Source organism: Pseudomonas sp. LB3P81, from assembly GCF_054897965.1.
In genome coordinates, this window is sequence record NZ_JBUBVG010000001.1 from 1964138 (window position 1) to 1982181 (window position 18044).

The 18044-nt window shown below is 60.3% G+C and carries 17 protein-coding genes; 8 read left to right on the top strand and 9 right to left on the bottom strand.

From position 1 onward, the window contains the following. Positions 1–22: 22 nt before the first annotated feature. The 7 genes from ACYZTL_RS09120 to ACYZTL_RS09150 form a co-directional block, all read right to left on the bottom strand. A complete protein-coding gene (locus ACYZTL_RS09120; RefSeq protein WP_461950135.1) occupies positions 23–817 on the bottom strand; it encodes an IS3 family transposase in 795 nt (264 codons plus the stop codon). Positions 818–852: 35 nt separating this feature from the next. Continuing rightward, on the bottom strand, positions 853–1149 hold the full coding sequence (locus ACYZTL_RS09125) for a transposase (RefSeq protein ID WP_461951414.1): 297 nt from the start codon (positions 1147–1149) through the stop codon (positions 853–855). 126 nt (positions 1150–1275) lie between these two features. Continuing rightward, positions 1276–2433: a phospholipase D-like domain-containing protein gene (locus tag ACYZTL_RS09130; protein ID WP_461951512.1), complete on the bottom strand. Its 1158-nt coding sequence runs from the start codon at positions 2431–2433 to the stop codon at positions 1276–1278. 1 nt (position 2434) lies between these two features. Further along, positions 2435–3025 (bottom strand): YceI family protein, encoded by a 591-nt coding sequence (locus ACYZTL_RS09135; protein WP_461951513.1) that lies wholly within the window; start codon positions 3023–3025, stop codon positions 2435–2437. A 174-nt stretch (positions 3026–3199) separates the two neighbouring features. Further along, the gene (locus tag ACYZTL_RS09140; RefSeq protein ID WP_461951514.1) at positions 3200–3529 is read right to left on the bottom strand and encodes an amidase; all 330 of its coding nucleotides are present in this window, start codon (positions 3527–3529) and stop codon (positions 3200–3202) included. Then, complete coding sequence (locus tag ACYZTL_RS09145) at positions 3526–4620, bottom strand: serine hydrolase domain-containing protein (RefSeq protein ID WP_461951515.1); 1095 nt, start codon at positions 4618–4620, stop codon at positions 3526–3528. The genes ACYZTL_RS09140 and ACYZTL_RS09145 overlap by 4 nt, the downstream gene beginning before the upstream one ends. A gap of 184 nt (positions 4621–4804) precedes the next feature. Beyond that, on the bottom strand, positions 4805–5692 hold the full coding sequence (locus ACYZTL_RS09150) for an acyl-CoA dehydrogenase (RefSeq protein ID WP_461951516.1): 888 nt from the start codon (positions 5690–5692) through the stop codon (positions 4805–4807). Between the two features lie 155 nt (positions 5693–5847). Here ACYZTL_RS09150 and olsB point away from each other — a divergent pair, with 155 nt between their 5' ends. Continuing rightward, on the top strand, positions 5848–6603 hold the full coding sequence (gene olsB, locus ACYZTL_RS09155; protein ID WP_461951517.1) for an L-ornithine N(alpha)-acyltransferase: 756 nt from the start codon (positions 5848–5850) through the stop codon (positions 6601–6603). After that, positions 6603–7394 carry a lysophospholipid acyltransferase family protein gene (locus ACYZTL_RS09160; protein ID WP_461951518.1) on the top strand — a complete coding sequence of 264 codons (792 nt, stop codon included), beginning with the start codon at positions 6603–6605 and terminating at the stop codon, positions 7392–7394. The genes olsB and ACYZTL_RS09160 overlap by 1 nt, the downstream gene beginning before the upstream one ends. A 123-nt stretch (positions 7395–7517) precedes the next feature. Here ACYZTL_RS09160 and ACYZTL_RS09165 read toward each other — a convergent pair whose 3' ends face one another. Further along, complete coding sequence (locus ACYZTL_RS09165) at positions 7518–8096, bottom strand: acyl carrier protein phosphodiesterase (protein WP_461951519.1); 579 nt, start codon at positions 8094–8096, stop codon at positions 7518–7520. A gap of 171 nt (positions 8097–8267) precedes the next feature. On the opposite strand from ACYZTL_RS09165, the gene ACYZTL_RS09170 reads away from it, so the two are divergent. The 3 genes from ACYZTL_RS09170 to ACYZTL_RS09180 all read left to right on the top strand — a co-directional run bounded on the left by ACYZTL_RS09170 (position 8268) and on the right by ACYZTL_RS09180 (position 10885). Continuing rightward, positions 8268–8570: an ArsR/SmtB family transcription factor gene (locus tag ACYZTL_RS09170; protein ID WP_150712826.1), complete on the top strand. Its 303-nt coding sequence runs from the start codon at positions 8268–8270 to the stop codon at positions 8568–8570. Between the two features lie 77 nt (positions 8571–8647). Next, the gene (locus tag ACYZTL_RS09175; protein WP_461951520.1) at positions 8648–9814 is read left to right on the top strand and encodes an MFS transporter; all 1167 of its coding nucleotides are present in this window, start codon (positions 8648–8650) and stop codon (positions 9812–9814) included. A 21-nt stretch (positions 9815–9835) separates the two neighbouring features. Further along, positions 9836–10885 carry an alkene reductase gene (locus ACYZTL_RS09180; protein WP_461951521.1) on the top strand — a complete coding sequence of 350 codons (1050 nt, stop codon included), beginning with the start codon at positions 9836–9838 and terminating at the stop codon, positions 10883–10885. Positions 10886–11275: 390 nt separating this feature from the next. Here ACYZTL_RS09180 and emhR read toward each other — a convergent pair whose 3' ends face one another. Next, positions 11276–11908 (bottom strand): efflux system transcriptional repressor EmhR, encoded by a 633-nt coding sequence (gene emhR, locus ACYZTL_RS09185; protein ID WP_461951522.1) that lies wholly within the window; start codon positions 11906–11908, stop codon positions 11276–11278. A gap of 265 nt (positions 11909–12173) precedes the next feature. Between emhR and emhA the strand changes: the two genes are divergently transcribed. The 3 genes from emhA to emhC are packed head-to-tail and all read left to right on the top strand — an operon-like array spanning position 12174 to position 17956. Further along, positions 12174–13331 carry an efflux RND transporter periplasmic adaptor subunit EmhA gene (gene emhA, locus ACYZTL_RS09190; RefSeq protein ID WP_461951523.1) on the top strand — a complete coding sequence of 386 codons (1158 nt, stop codon included), beginning with the start codon at positions 12174–12176 and terminating at the stop codon, positions 13329–13331. A 3-nt stretch (positions 13332–13334) separates the two neighbouring features. Then, on the top strand, positions 13335–16499 hold the full coding sequence (emhB, locus tag ACYZTL_RS09195) for an efflux RND transporter permease subunit EmhB (RefSeq protein ID WP_461951524.1): 3165 nt from the start codon (positions 13335–13337) through the stop codon (positions 16497–16499). Beyond that, positions 16496–17956: an efflux RND transporter outer membrane subunit EmhC gene (gene emhC / locus ACYZTL_RS09200; protein WP_461951525.1), complete on the top strand. Its 1461-nt coding sequence runs from the start codon at positions 16496–16498 to the stop codon at positions 17954–17956. Before emhB ends, emhC begins: the two co-directional genes overlap by 4 nt. Positions 17957–18044 lie beyond the last annotated feature (88 nt).

Sequence of the window (18044 nt, forward strand, 5' to 3'; positions counted from 1 at the left end):
TTTGCACCACTCCGTAGGAGCATTAAGCCGCCTGCTGCTCAAACAGCGCAGGCGGCAAGTTGTTCGAGGCTGAGTGGCAACGGCGATGGTTGTAGTGCGAGATGAAATCCATCACATCCTTCTCCGCTTCGAAATGATTCTGGTATCCGTTTTCCGGCATCCAATCGTGCTTCAACGTCCTGAAGTAGCGCTCGACTACTGCGTTATCCCAGCAGTTACCTCGACGACTCATGCTCTGAACGATCCGGTTTTCTGCCAAGCACTCAACAAAGCGATCGGCGGTGTATTGGCAGCCCTGATCAGAGTGAAATAGCAGTTCAGGCATCGGACGGCGTAGTGCTACCGCAAGCTTCAGTGCCTTCATAGACAGCTCGGCATCCGCTGTTCGTGAGCAAGCCCATCCCACAATCCTGCGCGAAAACAGGTCCATCACCACTGCCAGGTACAGCCAGCCATGTCCCACTCTGATGTAGGTGATATCACCTGCCCAAAGCGTGTCTGACCGGGCTGGATTGAAACGACGATCAAGTATGTTCGGTGCAACGACAGCTGGCTTCGTGGCCCGGCGATAGTGCGCATAACGTGGCCTGCGCCGCTGTAGGTCAAAGGTCTTGATCAAGGTACGCATTCGATAACGCCCTATAAAAACTCCCTCTTTCCTCAACTCCTTGGATAGCCCGCGAGTACCCAATGCTTCTCGATGCTGCTTATGCAACGCACGAAGTTTACTCCCCAGATCTCCCAAAACTGGTCGCTGCCGCACGGCTTTACGTTTCACGTAATAGCTGCTGCGGGCCAAGCCGAACAAGACACACATACGCCGAATCGACATTGCCCCTCTGATGCCATCAATCACTTGGTTCGACCGAACAGAACCTTTAGATGAGAGGGCAATTGCTTTTTTAGCACTTGGTTCTCGGCTTCAAGTAGCGCCAGTTTCGCCTGGAGCGACTCAATCAGCTCCTGATCCTGTAGGCGAGGAGCTTGCACAATTCCTTCCTGCTCCCGGCGCCAGCGTGAAACCCAGCGGCGTAACGCTGTTGGCCCCACACCTGTAGCCTCACAGGCTTTAGGTATGGAGTAATTCATCTCCACAACCAAGCGAATGGCTTCCGCTTTTTCCTCAGAGGTAACAACCCGATATCCCATGATGCTTCCTTAAATCGACGCTCCTACATCATGGTCCAAAAACGTTCGACCACCACACGGCAGCTCCTACAGGTGTTCACATAACCCTGTAGGAGCTGCCAAAGGCTGCGATCTTTTGATCTTGCCCTACCCCCGCCGATCCAGCAGATTCACCACCAGCCGATCCACCCATCCCCAGACCCTCTGCTTGACCCGTCGCCACAGCGGTCGGCGTTGCCATGTCTCCAGGCTCACCTCTTGGCTCAACGCAAAGTCCTGCTCGAAACTCGCCGCCACCGCCCGCGTCAACCCGGGGTCCAGTGCCTCAAGGTTGGCTTCCAGATTGAATCGCAAATTCCAGTGATCGAAGTTGCACGAGCCAATGCTCACCCAGTCATCGACCAGCACCATTTTCAGGTGCAGGAAGCACGGCTGGTATTCGAAGATCTGCACCCCGGCCTTGAGCAGTCGCGGGTAATAACGGTGCCCGGCGTAGCGCACCGACGGGTGATCGGTGCGCGGGCCGGTCAACAGCAGACGCACATCAACACCTCGACCGGCCGCCCGACGCAACGAGCGGCGGACTTTCCACGTTGGCAGAAAATACGGTGTGGCCAGCCAGATGCGCTTCTGGCCACTGTTCAACGCGCGAACCAGTGACTGCAGAATGTCGCGGTGTTGACGGGCGTCGGCATACGCAACGCGGCCCATGCCCTCACCTGTGGACGGCACGCGCGGCAATCGCGGCAAGCCGAATTGCGAGGCAGGTTTCCAGGCGCGGCGGTGGCGGTTGGCGATCCATTGGCGGTCGAACAGCAACTGCCAGTCGATGACCAGGGGGCCAGTGATTTCCACCATCACTTCATGCCATTCGCTGGTGTCTTCGCCCGGCGTCCAGAACTCATCGGTGACACCGGTGCCGCCGACCACCGCCATGCTCTGATCGACCAGCAGCAGCTTGCGATGATCGCGATAGAAATTGCCGACCCAGCGCCGCCAGCTCAGGCGATTGTAGAAACGCAGTTCGACACCCGCCGCCATCAGCCGCTGACGCAAGGTCAGGGTAAACGCGAGGCTGCCGTAATCATCGAACAGGCAGCGCACCCGCACGCCGCGTTCGGCCGCCTGGACCAACGCCTGAACCATGGCTTCGGCACAGGCGCCCGCCTCCACCAGGTACAGCTCCAGTTCGACCTGCTCTTCGGCGCGGGCAATCGCGACCAGCATGCGCGGGAAGAACTGCGGACCGTCGATCAGCAGCTCGAAGTGGTTGCCTTCACGCCAGGGAAAAATCGCGCCGGCCATGTCAGCGCGCCGTGAAAATCAGTACCGCACCCACCGGCACCGACAGACTGATCGCCGACAAACCGGCGACCTTGCGCAAACTGTCCAGCCCTGGCGTCAGGTCGAAATCCGCAGCGTTGATCACCAGCGGTTCGAGCGTCACCACCTGAAAGCGTCGGTCATCGAGACGGGTCGCCAGCAGTTCGGAGTTGTAGTCATGTTGTTTGCCATGGAGGTTGACGGTCACCGGCAGGCGCAATTCGAGTTGCGCGCCGGGCGCGAGGTCGTTGATCGGGCGCAAATCAATCTGCGCGGTGATCAAGGCTTCGGGGAAGGTCTGGATCTCGAATAATTCCTTGCGCATGCGTTCGTCACGCAAGGGGATGCCGCTGTTCACCGACTCCAGCTCGACTTCCACCTCGGCCAGGCCTTTGGGACTGACTTTGCCGTGCAGCACCAGGAAGCGTTGCACTTCGGAAACATTGGCGTTTTTGGTGCTGACGAACGACAGCCGCGAGGATTCGCCGTCCAGGTACCAATTGGCCTGGGCCGAGAATGTGGCGCCGGCCAGCAGCACAAAGGCCAGGGTTTTGGTAAGGGACCGCTTGAACATAAAGACTCGTGCTGAAGATAAACCTGCACGAACCTTAACTGCACGCGAGCGCATTGCAAACCGTGAAGATCAAAAGATCGCAGCCTGCGGCAGCTCCTACAAGATCGGGTTACATCCCTGATTACATGGGTGGACATGCAATCCCTGTAGGAGCTGCCGCAGGCTGCGATCTTTTCAAGGCATCAACCGGCAGCCTTGGCGTTCGCCGATCCATTGCGCGTTGTTGCTGCGGCCCATGCCGCTGACGGTGACGCGTTTGCTGGCGGGGTCATCGGTGAAGCCGGTGACGGGCAGCCATTGCTTCACATAACCACGGCAATACTCGACGTCGTTGTTCATCACATACCGGCACGAGCAATATTCCTTGGCGGTGTAGGCGCTGATGATGTCCGGGAACGCCCACAGCGCCACCCGCTCCTGCCAGATCCAGCCGAGCAAGGCGATCAGCAGGATCAACCACAGCGTGCTGAACGGTCGGCGGCGGACAAAACTGCGGCGGTTCATGGCTGCACCTTCCCGGCGAATGCCATGCGCACGAGTTTGAGCAGTTCGTTGTGTCGATAGCGGCCATCGCGATCATCGCCGTAGCGCACGATCACCAGGTGTTCGCTGGGGATCACGTACATCGCCTGGCCCCAATGACCGAGTGCGGCGAAGGTGTCGACGGGGGCATCGGGCCAGGGTTGTGCGGCGCCATCCGCTGCACGATTGAGCCACCAATGACCGCCCGGCACCGCCTCGTCCTGATGGGCTCGATAGCGGTCGAAAGGCTGGCGATTGAAGGCGACCCACTCTTTGGGCAGCAATTGCCGGTCGCCCCAACGACCATCGCGGGCCATCAACAGGCCGACTCGTGCCAGGTCCCGCGCGGTGAGGTAGGCATAGGATGAGGCGACGAAGGTGCCCGTGGCGTCGGTTTCCCAAACGGCGTGGCGAATGCCCAATGGCACGAACAGCGCCGTCCATGGATAGTCCGGATACCGCGCCGGGCCGACGATGTTTTTCAGCGCGGCGGCCAGCAGATTGCTGTCGCCACTGGAATACCGAAAGGCCTGACCGGGCTGGGCATACTCGGCGTGATCGGTGGTGAATGCAGTCATGTCGTGATGACCGCGGGTGTAAAGCATCGCCACCACCGAGGACTTCAACGGGGCGTATTCGTAGTCTTCCTGCCAGTCCAGGCCGGAGGCCCAGTGCAGCAGATCGGCGATAGTGATCGCCGGGTGTTTTTCCAGCGGTGGATAGAACTTCAGCGCCGGGTCCTGGAGTTTGAACAGACCTTCGCCATAGGCGACGCCGAGGACCGCGGCCATGAGGCTTTTGCTGATCGACCAGGTCAGGTGCGGCGTATCGGCAGTGGTCGGGCCGGCGTAGCGTTCGTAGATCAACTGGCCATCGCGGATCACCAGCAAGGCATCGGTGCGGATACCTTTTCGGGTGCTGTCGTCGCGTGGTGGGAAGGCGTAGGTTTCCAGGGCCTGGAGCGCCGGGCCGGTGAGGGTCGGGCCGGTGGACCATTGCTCGGCGGGCCAGTTTTCGGCGTGGGCCGTGAGGCTGAGCAGCAGCATGAACAGCAGGGACAAGCCTTTGCACATGGTGGGGGCTCGGAGGGATGAACCGGCTGAGCTTAGTCGAGGTTGATGACAGTTTTGGATTTTGTGTCGTCAACGAAGCCGTCTTCGCGAGCAAGCCCGCTCCCACATGGGATATGTGCCGGACTCAAATCTTTGGCACAACATAAATTCAATGTGGGAGCGGGCTTGCTCTCGAAGGGGCCAGTCAATTCAGCGAAGATCCAGCAAGTGCCTTGACCAACCGCTTCCCTCTGGCCCCCGCTGCCAAATCCATCACCGACTGATCCCGCTGCCACATCGCCGCCCACTCCGGCGGCCCATCGGCCAACGCCTGATTCACCTCAACCTTCAACCCGTCAAACTGCGCAAACAACCCACCCAACAGCACATGCCCGGCCGGGTTGTTCGGCGCCTGCCGGCTGACTTCCGCGCATCCGGCCAGCAACGCCAGCAAACGCAGTAACAAGCTCTGCGGCCAGTCACTGTCCTGACCAACCCCATACAACCACGCCGTCATGGCGCTCAGCACATAGATGTCTTCGAGGGTGCGGAACGGTTTGACGTACGCGTCCCAGCCATCCCCCGCCAGCAATTCGCACAGCGCGTTTTCCAGCAGCAACCGACCGTGGCTGATGTCCGGCATCAGCGGGATCGCCGGGAGTTTTTCCACCCGTACACCCGGTTCGCCGGGATAGACCACGGCCAGACTCAGGCGCGGATCATCGCCGGGTTCTTCACTGCGGGCAGCGATCAACAGCCAGTCCGCCGCATCGCCGGCGGTGACGAAATCCTTGCGTCCGCTCAGACGCAGGTCGGTCAGACGTGTCTGCATGTCCGCCACCCGCAGGCTGCGCTGTTCGGTCGCGCACAACGCGCCGAGGCTCGGTGGCGCGCTCGGCCAGAGCATGCGCAACGCCGCTTGATAGCCCACCAGAAAGGCCAGTCCCGGTGTCGCCATCAGGCGTCCACCGACCACCGCCAGCTCAAACGGCGTGACCGTACCCAACTGATGCAACAAGGTCGCGAAACCCTCCGCCAGGTCTGGATTGGCAGGCAAGCGATCGCGGCGGTTCAACAGGTTTTGCCAGGGCATAAGAGGCTCCTTGTGGGCTGTCATATAAGCATCACCAAAGCTTCATGGCGATGACACCGGGGCTACATAGCCTGACTTTGCACAACAAGGCTGGATAAAGAAAGTCGATCCGCTGTAACCCCAAGACGGGTGAGCAGCCCGCACGGAGATTCGTCATGACTCAGATCGCCCGCATCAGCGACACCGGCAATGAACGCCGCCTGCAAGCCGAACGCCTGGTGGGCACCGAGGCCTTGCAGGAAGCCCAGGCCTTGCGCTTCAACGTGTTCAGCGGCGAATTCAACGCCAAGCTGAAAGGCGCGGAGCTGGGTCTGGACATGGATGATTACGATGTTCACTGCGCTCACATCGGCGTGCGCGACTTGAACACCGGGCGCCTGGTGGCGACCACTCGCTTGCTCGACCACACGGCCGCCAGCAGCCTGGGCAGGTTTTACAGCGAAGAAGAATTCAGCCTCCACGGCCTGGTCCACCTCAAAGGCCCGATCCTCGAAATCGGTCGCACCTGCGTCGACCCGGCCTACCGCAACGGCGGCACCATCGCCGTGCTCTGGGGTGAACTGGCTGAAGTCCTGAACCAGGGCGGCTACAGCTATTTGATGGGTTGCGCGAGCATCCCGATGCAGGACGGCGGCATTCAGGCCCACGCGATCATGCAGCGTCTGCGCGAACGTTATCTGTGCACCGAACACCTGCGCGCCGAGCCGAAAAAGCCGCTGCCGGTTTTGGACATCCCCTCCAACGTCATCGCCGAAATGCCGCCGCTGCTCAAGGCCTACATGCGCCTCGGTGCGAAGATCTGCGGCGAGCCGTGCTGGGACGAAGACTTCCAGGTTGCCGACGTGTTCATCCTGCTCAAGCGCGACGAGCTCTGCCCGCGCTACGCCAAGCACTTCAAGGCGGCTGTTTAATGAGCCGTCTGCGGGTGTACGCGCGGATTGCGCGAGTGTTGGTGGTGGTCGCGCTGGGCTTGAGCATGGCCAGCGTCTTTGGGCTGTTCGAACGTTTGGGGATTGCCCACTCGATGGTCCGCCGTCAGCGTTGGTCGCGATTTTTCATGGCGCGCCTGGCGAATGCCCTGCCCTTTCGCGTGACGGTGCACGGTAAGTTGCCGAAGGAATCGATGCTCTGGGTCAGCAACCATGTGTCCTGGACCGACATCCCGCTGCTGGGCATGCTGACGCCGCTGTCGTTTCTGTCAAAGGCCGAAGTGCGCACCTGGCCGGTGGCGGGCTGGTTGGCGGCCAAGGCTGGCAGCCTGTTTATCCGTCGCGGTTCGGGCGACAGTCAGTTGATCCGCAAACAAATGACCCGTCATCTGGAACAGGAGCATGCGTTGCTGATGTTTCCGGAGGGCACCACCACCGATGGCCGCTCCCTGCGTACGTTTCATGGGCGCCTGCTGTCATCAGCGATTGATTCGCAAGTGAAGCTGCAACCGGTGGCGATTCGTTATTTGCGCGAAGGTGAAGTGGATTCGCTGGCGCCGTTCATTGGTGATGATGACTTGCTCTCGCACCTGATGCGGTTGTTTGCCAATGACCGGGGTGAGGTGGAGATTCATCTGCTCAAGCCGATTGCCTGCGAAGGTCGCGAACGTGCGGCACTGGCGTTCGAGGCGCAGCAGGCGGTGCAGAAGGCGTTGTTCGGGGCGATTCCGGAAACACAGCAAGTTCCGATGCGTCCGGCTATCGCGGCTTAAACACATATCCCCTGTGGGAGCGGCGGTGCGACGATTCGACTTGCTCGCGAAAGCGGTCTGTCAGCCGCCATTGATGTCGGCTGATACACCGCATTCGCGAGCAAGCCCGCTCCCACAAGGGATTTATGTTGTTGGGTAGTTTTGGACAAAGACCTGAAGTTGCGGGTAGAACAATCTGAAGTCATCACTCAACGGCTCATACAACACCCGCAACTCCTGCATCGCCGCCGCCAATTCCTCAGGCTTGGTCAGCCGCCGCGAAATCCCCCGCAACACCTGCTCCAGCACGTCGAACTCCCGGTAAGACCCCAACCAGTCATTCGCCACCATGTGCGGCGCAATCCTTGCCAACCGCTCCGGCAATTGCCGCTCGGCGGACAACACCCGATACACGTCCGAAGTGAACTGCTCCAACGGCAGATCCGCGTACAACGTCCAGTCACGCGCCAGGCAATGATCGAAAAACACATCGAGCACGATCCCGGCGTACCGACGACGCGTCAGGGAAAATCGCGACAACGCCACGTCCACCATCGGATGGCGGTCGGTAAACACGTCGATGCTGCGATGCAGCTGGATGGCCGCCTCGATCTCCGGGTCGAACTGCCCTTGCAGCCGTCCTTTGACGAAATCGCCATACAGACTGCCGAGCAATTGACCGGGACGCTGGCCACCGAGGTGAAGATGTGCGAGATAGTTCATGCCGCGCAGCTTAGCACTGCGGATACTCCTCTTTGCAACATCATATCGTTATAACCCGATATACCGATTTAAGCGGTCTTCAGACCAAAATCATATTGGTATATCGCGAAATACCGATTTAAAGTTCGCCTCATCGCGATATAACGTTTTACTCATCACGAGCCCCAAGCCATGAACCTCGACCTCGACGAAATAATAAAAGCCCTGGCGCACCCGGTACGGCGAGACATCCTGCACTGGCTCAAAGACCCGACCGTCGAATTTCCCGACCAGTCTCACAGCAATGAACATGGCGTCTGCGCCGGACAGATCGATCAACGCTGCGGCTTGTCGCAGTCCACGGTGTCCGCCCATCTGGCGACCCTGCAACGCGCCGGCCTGATCAGCAGCCGCAAAGTCGGCCAGTGGCACTTTTTCAAACGCAACGAGGAAACCATCCAGGAGTTCCTCCGCACGTTCAGCAAAGAGCTTTAAGTCATTTCGTCATTCAGCATCTTTGTCGACTGATATACCGCTTTCGCGAGCAAGCCCGCTCCCACAAGGAATCAACAATGCCCCTCTCGCTACTCATTCTGGCCTTGAGCGCCTTCGCCATCGGCACCACCGAGTTCGTCATCATGGGCCTGCTGCCCGATGTGGCGGCCGACCTCGGTGTGTCGATCCCCGGCGCCGGCTGGCTGGTGACCGGTTACGCCCTGGGCGTGGCCATCGGTGCGCCGTTCATGGCACTGGCCACCGCAAGGCTGCCGCGCAAGGCCGCACTGGTAGCGTTGATGGGCATCTTCATCATCGGCAATCTGCTGTGTGCATTGGCCAGTGACTACAACGTGCTGATGTTTGCCCGCGTGGTGACTGCCCTGTGCCACGGCGCCTTCTTCGGCATCGGTTCGGTGGTGGCGGCAGGCCTGGTCCCGGCCAACAAACGCGCGTCGGCCGTGGCCCTGATGTTCACCGGCCTGACCCTGGCCAATGTGCTCGGCGTACCACTGGGCACTGCGCTCGGTCAGCAAGCTGGCTGGCGCTCGACCTTCTGGGCAGTGACCGTGATTGGTGTGATCGCCCTGATCGGCCTGATCCGTGTCCTGCCGGCCAAGCGCGACGAAGAAAAACTCGACATGCGCGCCGAGCTGCGTGCCCTCAAAGGCGCCGGCATCTGGCTGTCGTTGAGCATGACGGCATTGTTCGCGGCATCGGTCTTCACCCTGTTCACCTACGTCGCACCGCTGCTGGGCGAAGTGACCGGTGTCTCGCCACGCGGCGTGACCTGGACTCTGATGCTCATTGGCCTGGGCCTGACCGTCGGCAACATCATCGGCGGCAAAATGGCTGACAAAGGCCTGGCGGCGACGCTGATCGGCGTGTTCGTCACCATGGCGGTGGTTTCCACCGTGCTGACCTGGACCAGCGTTGCACTCATCCCGACCGAAATCACCCTGTTCCTCTGGGCCACCGCGTGCTTCGCCGCCGTGCCTGCCCTGCAAGTCAACGTGGTGACCTACGGCAAGGCTGCACCGAACCTGGTGTCGACCTTGAACATCGGCGCGTTCAACGTCGGCAACGCACTCGGCGCCTGGGTCGGCGGCAGCGTCATCGCCCACGGCTACGGCCTGACCAGCGTGCCACTCGCGGCCGCCGCACTGGCGGTACTCGCCCTGCTGGTGACCCTGATTACTTTCCGTCAGAGCGGTAATCCCGAACTGGCCCCTGCTACCAACTGATACCTCACGAGGGTTGTATAAATGACGACTATTTTCGATCCGATCAAACTGGGCGACCTCGAGTTGGCCAACCGCATCATCATGGCGCCACTGACCCGCTGCCGCGCCGACGAAGGCCGTGTGCCGAACGCGCTGATGGCCGAATACTACGTACAACGCGCCTCGGCCGGCCTGATTCTCAGCGAGGCCACTTCGGTCACGCCGATGGGCGTCGGCTACCCGGATACCCCAGGCATCTGGTCCAACGACCAGGTGCGTGGCTGGGCCAACGTGACCAAAGCGATCCACGGCGCGGGCGGCAAGATTTTCCTGCAGCTGTGGCACGTTGGCCGGGTGTCCCACGCGTCGTACCTGAACGGTGAAGCGCCGGTCGCACCGAGTGCCATCCAGCCAAAAGGTCACGTCAGCCTGGTTCGCCCACTGGCCGACTACCCCACCCCGCGCGCACTGGAAACCGCTGAAATCGCCGACATCATCGACGCCTACCGCACCGGTGCCGAAAACGCCAAGGCCGCCGGTTTTGACGGTGTGGAAATCCACGGCGCCAATGGTTACCTGCTCGACCAGTTCCTGCAAAGCAGCACCAACCAGCGCACCGACAACTACGGCGGCTCCCTGGAAAACCGTGCTCGCCTGTTGCTGGAAGTGACCGACGCAGCAATCGAAGTCTGGGGCGCCGGCCGCGTCGGTGTGCACCTGGCACCGCGCGCCGACTCCCATGACATGGGCGACGACAACCTGTCCGAGACCTTCACCTACGTCGCCCGCGAACTGGGCAAACGTGGCATCGCGTTCATCTGCTCCCGCGAGAAAGAAGGCGCCGACAGCCTCGGTCCACAACTGAAAGAAGCGTTCGGCGGCCCGTACATCGCCAACGAACGCTTCACCAAGGACAGCGCCAACGCCTGGCTGGCCAGCGGCAAGGCCGATGCGGTCGCCTTCGGCGTGCCGTTCATTGCCAACCCGGATCTGCCGGCCCGTTTGAAGGCCGATGCGCCGCTGAACGAGGCGCGTCCGGAACTGTTCTACGGCAAAGGCCCGGTCGGCTACATCGACTACCCGACGCTGTAATCGCTACCCGTTGAAACGCAAAAGCCCCGACTCGAAAGAGCCGGGGCTTTTTATTACCTGAAACAAAGTCAGGGGTTTAACACCATTCATTGTGGGAGCGGGCTTGGTCCGGGCGGCGTTCCGACGAAAGCGGTGTATCAGTCAACGATGATGTTGAGTGTTATGGCCCCTTCGCGAGCAAGCCCGCTCCCACAGGGTGTTGTGTCTGATGCCCGGTACTCACATTCGCTCACAGACCAGACACAAAATTCCTACAAAATACTGAGCTTGCTACCTGTCATCCAAGCGAACGGGCGTATATAAAAGCACCCCACTGCCGTAGAGCGCGTGAAGAATCGTTCATCTACGGCTTCAACGGTTGACCACGCGAAGCCGATTACACATGTTGCTTCATTTGCGCAGGCTGGGACTCAAACGCAGCATCTCCAACCCGGTATCGACCCAACGCTCGGCCTCGGTGTGCAGCTGGAAACTGTCCGGCGCGAGCAACCACTCGTACAGCAGGCCGTCGATATAGGCATGAATGCAGATGGCCGCGCGGGCGGTGTCGAGATTTTCCGGCAACTGTCCACGATTCACAGCATTACGCAAGGCCAGGCCGATGCGCACATTGCAATTGAGGCTGACCTCCCGGCGCTGCTGGCGCAGGTCGCACATTTCATCGGTAAATTCGCACTTATGATACAAAATCTCATTAATGCGTCGGGTTTTCGGGTCCAGGGCAACTTGATGAAACAAATGAATCAGCAGCTTGCGCATGCAACCCAACGGGTCGAGTTCATCTTCGCTTTCACTCGCCTTGGCCATTTCGTCCAGCGGCTCTTGCAACGTATCGAGCATGGCCTGCACCAGGTCCGCCTTGTTACTGAAATGCCAGTAGATGGCCCCGCGCGTCACGCCGGCCAGGGTCGCGATGTCCGCCAGCGTGGTGCGCGCCACGCCCCGTTCGTAAAAGGCTTTCTCTGCCGCTTCGAGTATCTGGCTACGGGTTTCCTGAGCTTCCTCTTTGGTACGACGGACCATGTCAGTACAACCTCAATCAGGGTGCTTCAGCGATGCCTGAACATCCGCTGAATAAAAGTGGGGCGAACGCTCTTGGGTGTCGTCCCCGGCCTACAATCCGAACCTTTGAACGGCTTTTGTAACGGAGTGGGTACGCAGCCAAGGTATTTACAAACAACCATGAACGTAAGTATATTCATTAGCAAGCTACTTATCCACTCAGCGCACATTTTTTACCCTTACACATTTCTTGTGCGCAATTTGCGCGCCTGACCCGAGGATTTTCATGCAATTCAAGCCAGCTGTTACCGCTCTGGTCACCGCCGTCGCCCTCGCATCGCTGCTCAGCGGCTGTAAAAAGGAAGAGGCGGCACCGGTCGCTCCACCGCCTCAGGTCGGCGTCGTCACCCTGCAACCTCAAACCTTCACCCTGACGTCCGAGCTGCCGGGTCGCACCAGCGCTTACCGCGTTGCCGAAGTTCGCCCTCAGGTCAACGGCATCATTCTCAAACGTCTGTTCAAGGAAGGCGGCGACGTCAAGGCCGGCCAGCAGCTGTACCAGATCGATCCAGCCGTTTATGAAGCCACGCTGAAAAGCGCCGAAGCCAATCTGCAACAGACCAAATCGATTTCCGATCGCTACAAGCAACTGGTCAACGAACAGGCCGTCAGCCGTCAGGAATACGACACCGCCCAGGCCAACCGCCTGCAATCGGAAGCCGCCCTGCAAAGCGCCCAGATCAATGTGCGCTACACCAAAGTTTACGCGCCACTCTCTGGTCGTATCGGCCGTTCCAGCGTCACCGAAGGCGCACTGGTCACCAGTGGCCAGGCAGATGCCATGGCGGTGATCCAGCAACTGGACCCGATCTACGTCGACGTCACCCAGTCTTCCGTGGAGCTGCTTGAACTGCGCCGCGAACTGGAAAGCGGTCGCCTGCAAAAGGCCGGCGACAACTCGGCTGCGGTCAAGCTGACCCTCGAAGATGGCAGCCAGTACAAACTCGACGGCAAGCTCGAGTTCTCCGAAGTCTCGGTTGACCAGACCACCGGTTCCGTGACCTTGCGTGCGGTGTTCCCGAACCCGGATCACATCCTGCTGCCCGGCATGTTCGTTCACGCCCAGCTTCAGGCCGGTGTCAACGCCGCCGCCATTCTGGCACCGCAACAAGGCGTGACCCGCGACCTCAAAGGCACCCCGACCGCGCTGGTCGTCGGTCCGGACAACAAGGTCCAGCTGCGTCAGCTCAAGGCCAGCCGCACTGTCGGCAGCCAGTGGCTGATCGAAGACGGCCTGAAGGCTGGCGATCGCCTGATCACCGAAGGACTGCAATTCGTCAAACCTGGCATTGAAGTCAAAGCCACTGAGGCGACTAACGTTGGCGCAAAGAACCCGGCCCCCGCACAGGTAGCTGACAAGGCTTCCAGCGGCAAAGGGGAGTAAACCATGTCGAAATTTTTTATCGACCGTCCGATTTTCGCCTGGGTAATTGCCCTGGTGATCATGCTGGTCGGGGCTCTATCGATCCTCAAGTTGCCGATCAACCAGTACCCGAGCATTGCGCCGCCGGCGATCGCCATCTCCGTGGCCTACCCGGGCGCTTCCGCGCAAACCGTGCAAGACACCGTGGTGCAGGTGATCGAACAGCAGCTCAACGGTATCGACAACCTACGTTATGTGTCCTCGGAAAGTAACTCTGACGGCACCATGACGATCACCGCGACCTTCGAGCAAGGCACCAACTCCGATACCGCGCAGGTTCAGGTCCAGAACAAACTGAACCTGGCCACCCCGCTGCTGCCGCAAGAAGTACAGCAGCAAGGTATCCGCGTCACCAAGGCTGTGAAGAACTTCCTGCTGGTGATCGGCGTGGTCTCGCGTGACGGCAGCATGACCAAGGACGACCTGTCCAACTACATCGTGTCCAACATGCAGGATCCGATCTCGCGGACAGCCGGCGTGGGCGACTTCCAGGTGTTCGGCTCCCAGTACGCCATGCGTATCTGGCTCGACCCGGCCAAGTTGAACAACTTCAACCTGACCCCGATAGACGTCAAAACCGCCATCGCCGCGCAAAACGTCCAGGTATCGTCCGGCCAGCTCGGCGGCCTGCCTGCGATGCCCGGCACTCAGTTGAACGCTACGATCATCGGCAAGACCCGCCTGCAGACCGCTGAGCAATTCAGCAACATCCTGCTCAAAGTCAACAAGGACGGCTCTCAGGTTCGCTTGAAAGATGTCGCCAACGTCGGTCTGGGTGGTGAGAACTACAGCATCAACGCCCAGTTCAACGGCGCCCCGGCTTCCGGTCTGGCGGTGAAACTGGCCACCGGCGCCAACGCCCTCGACACCGCGAAAGCCTTGCGCAAGACCATCGACAGCCTCAAGCCGTTCTTCCCGCAAGGGATGGAAGTGGTCTTCCCGTACGACACCACGCCCGTGGTGACCGAGTCGATCAAGGGTGTGGTTGAAACCCTGGTCGAAGCGATCGTGCTGGTGTTCCTGGTGATGTTCCTGTTCCTGCAAAACTTCCGCGCCACCGTCATCACCACGATGACCGTACCGGTGGTATTGCTCGGTACATTCGGCATCCTCGCGGCGTTCGGTTTCAGCATCAATACCCTGACCATGTTCGGCATGGTGTTGGCCATCGGTCTGCTGGTGGACGACGCCATCGTCGTGGTGGAAAACGTCGAACGGGTCATGAGCGAAGAAGGCCTGTCACCCAAGGAAGCCACCAAGAAATCCATGGGGCAGATCCAGGGTGCGCTGGTCGGTATTGCCCTGGTGCTCTCGGCGGTACTGTTGCCGATGGCGTTCTTCGGCGGCTCCACCGGTGTGATCTACAAGCAGTTCTCGATCACCATCGTCTCGGCCATGGCCCTGTCGGTACTGGTCGCGCTGATCTTCACCCCGGCGCTCTGCGCCACCATGCTCAAAGCCATTCCCAAGGGCGAGCACGGCGTGCCGAAACGCGGATTCTTCGGCTGGTTCAACCGCAACTTCGACCGTAGCGTGAAAAGCTACGAGCGTGGTGTCGGCAACATTCTGCGCAACAAGGCGCCGTACCTGCTGGCCTACGTGATCATCGTCGTCGGCATGATCTGGTTGTTCATGCGTATTCCATCCTCGTTCCTCCCTGAGGAAGACCAGGGCGTACTGTTTGCTCAAGTGCAGACCCCGGCCGGTTCGACGGCCCAGCGCACTCAGGTAGTCGTGGACCAAATGCGTGAATTCCTGCTGCGCCCAGGCAAGGATGGCGGTGAAGGCGATGCGGTGAACTCGGTGTTTACCGTGACCGGCTTCAACTTCGCCGGCCGTGGCCAGAGTTCGGGTATGGCGTTCATCATGATGAGGCCGTGGGATGAACGTAACGCCGACAACAGCGTGTTCAAAGTCGCGGCCCGTGCCCAACAGCACTTCTTCACCTTCCGTGACGCCATGGTGTTCGCTTTCGCACCGCCAGCGGTACTGGAGCTGGGTAACGCCACCGGTTTCGACGTGTACTTGCAAGACCGCGCCGGTATCGGTCACGAAAAGCTGATGGCTGCCCGTAACCAGTTCCTCGGCATGGCGGCGCAGAGCAAAGTGCTGTCGCAAGTGCGCCCGAACGGTCTGAACGACGAGCCGCAATACCAGTTGGAAATAGACGACGAGAAGGCCAGTGCGCTGGGCGTTACCATCGCCGACATCAACAACACCCTGTCGATTGCCTTGGGCAGTAGCTATGTGAACGACTTCATCGACCGTGGTCGGGTGAAGAAGGTTTACGTGCAAGGCCAGCCCGGCGCGCGCATGAGCCCTGAGGACCTGAAGAAGTGGTACGTGCGCAACAGCGCCGGGACCATGGTGCCTTTCACCGCGTTTGCCAAGGGTGAGTGGATTTACGGTTCGCCAAAACTGGCCCGTTACAACGGCGTAGAAGCGATGGAAATCCTCGGCGCCCCGGCTCCGGGTTATTCCACCGGTGAAGCCATGGCCGAAGTCGAGGCGCTGGCCCAGAAACTGCCGGCCGGTGTCGGTATTTCCTGGACCGGTCTGTCGTATGAAGAACGACTGGCGGGCTCCCAGGCGCCGGCGCTGTTTGCGCTGTCGATCTTGATGGTGTTCCTGTGTCTGGCGGCGTTGTATGAAAGCTGGTCGATTCCGATTGCGGTCGTGCTCGTGGTGCCACTGGGGATTATCGGTGCGCTGATGGCCACCAGCCTGCGGGGCCTGTCCAACGACGTGTACTTCCTCGTGGGTCTGTTGACCACCATCGGGCTGGCGGCGAAAAACGCCATTCTGATCGTCGAGTTCGCCAAGGATCTGCATGAACAGGGCAAGAGCTTGCAGGAGGCTGCGATTGAGGCTTGTCGCATGCGTTTGCGGCCGATCATCATGACCTCCCTGGCGTTCATTCTCGGCGTGGTGCCTCTGGCCATTTCCACCGGCGCCGGCTCGGGCAGCCAACACGCCATCGGTACCGTGGTAATTGGCGGTATGATCACCGCCACCGTACTGGCGATCTTCTGGGTCCCGCTGTTCTTTGTCACCGTGTCGGCCATGGGTCAGCGTAAAATCGCCGATCAGGACGACGCTATTGAACCTTCTAAAGAGGCTGGCCAATGAGCAAGTCACTACTCTCCATCGCCGTCGCGGCCTTCGTGCTGAGCGGCTGCTCGCTGATACCCGATTATCAGCAGCCTGAAGCACCGGTGGCAGCGCAATACCCGCAAGGCCCCGCGTACTCGCCGACCCAGGCGCCTGCACAGGCCGCCGCCGAACAGGGCTGGAAGCAGTTTTTCCATGACCCGGCGTTGCAACAGCTGATCCAGGTCGCCCTGGAAAACAACCGTGACCTGCGTGTCGCTGCGCTGAACATCGACGCGTTCGCGGCGCAGTACCGCATCCAGCGTGCGGACCTGTACCCGGCCGTGTCTGCCAATGGCACCGGCACTCGTCAGCGGGTTCCGGCGGATGCTTCGCAGACGGGCCAGGCGGGCATCACCAGTTCCTACTCCGCTACTGTTGGCATCAGCGCCTATGAACTCGACCTGTTCGGTCGGGTTCGCAGCCTGAGCGAAGAAGCGCTGCAGAAATACTTCGCCACGGAAGAAGGCCGTCGCAGTACGCAAATCAGCCTGGTGAGCAGTGTGGCGAATGCCTACCTAACCTGGCAGGCCGACAAAGAGCTGCGCAAGCTGACTCAGGACACTCTCGGTGCGTTCGAGGAGAGCTACAAGCTCACCGCGCGCAGCAACGAAGTGGGTGTGGCTTCCGCCCTGGATCTGGCGCAGTCGCGTACCTCGGTGGAAAACGCCCGTGCACAGCTGGCTCGTTACACCCGTCAGGTTGCCCAGGATGAAAACAGCCTCGTGCTGCTGCTCGGCACCGGAATCCCGACCAATCTGCGGGAAGCGAAGCCGCTGTCTGACGATTTGCTGAGCGATGTTCCGCCCGGCCTGCCGTCGGACTTGCTGCAACGTCGTCCGGACATCCTCCAGGCCGAATACAACCTGAAAGCGGCCAACGCCAACATCGGCGCGGCACGGGCGGCGTTCTTCCCGAGCATCAGCCTGACCGCCAACGCCGGGACCCTGAGCCCGGACCTGTCCGGCCTGTTCAAGGGCGGCTCGGGCACCTGGTTGTTCCAGCCGCAAATCAACCTGCCGATCTTCAACGCCGGCAGCCTGCGCGCCAGCCTGGACTACTCGAAAATCCAGAAAGACATCGGCGTGGCGAACTACGAGAAGTCCATTCAAGCGGCCTTCCAGGAAGTCGCCGACGGCCTGGCCGCCCGCCAGACCTACACCGAGCAGTTGCAGGCCCAGCGTGATTTCGTCACCGCCAACCAGGACTACTACCGTCTGGCCGAGCGTCGTTATCGCATTGGCGTCGACAGCAACCTGACCTTCCTCGATGCCCAGCGTCAGCTGTTCAGTGCGCAACAAGCGCTGATCACCGACCGTCTGGCGCAACTGACCAGCGCCGTGAATCTGTACAAGGCACTGGGCGGTGGCTGGAATGAGCAGACTGCGAAAGTCGAGCCGCTGAAAGAAGAAGCGCCGAAGTTGAAGTTGTTCTGATAGTGCTGCTGTAGACAAGAAGCCCACCGTTTGATGGGCTTTTTGTTGGCTGCGGGCAAAGTTGTGTTGGCAATACTGGCCCCTTCGC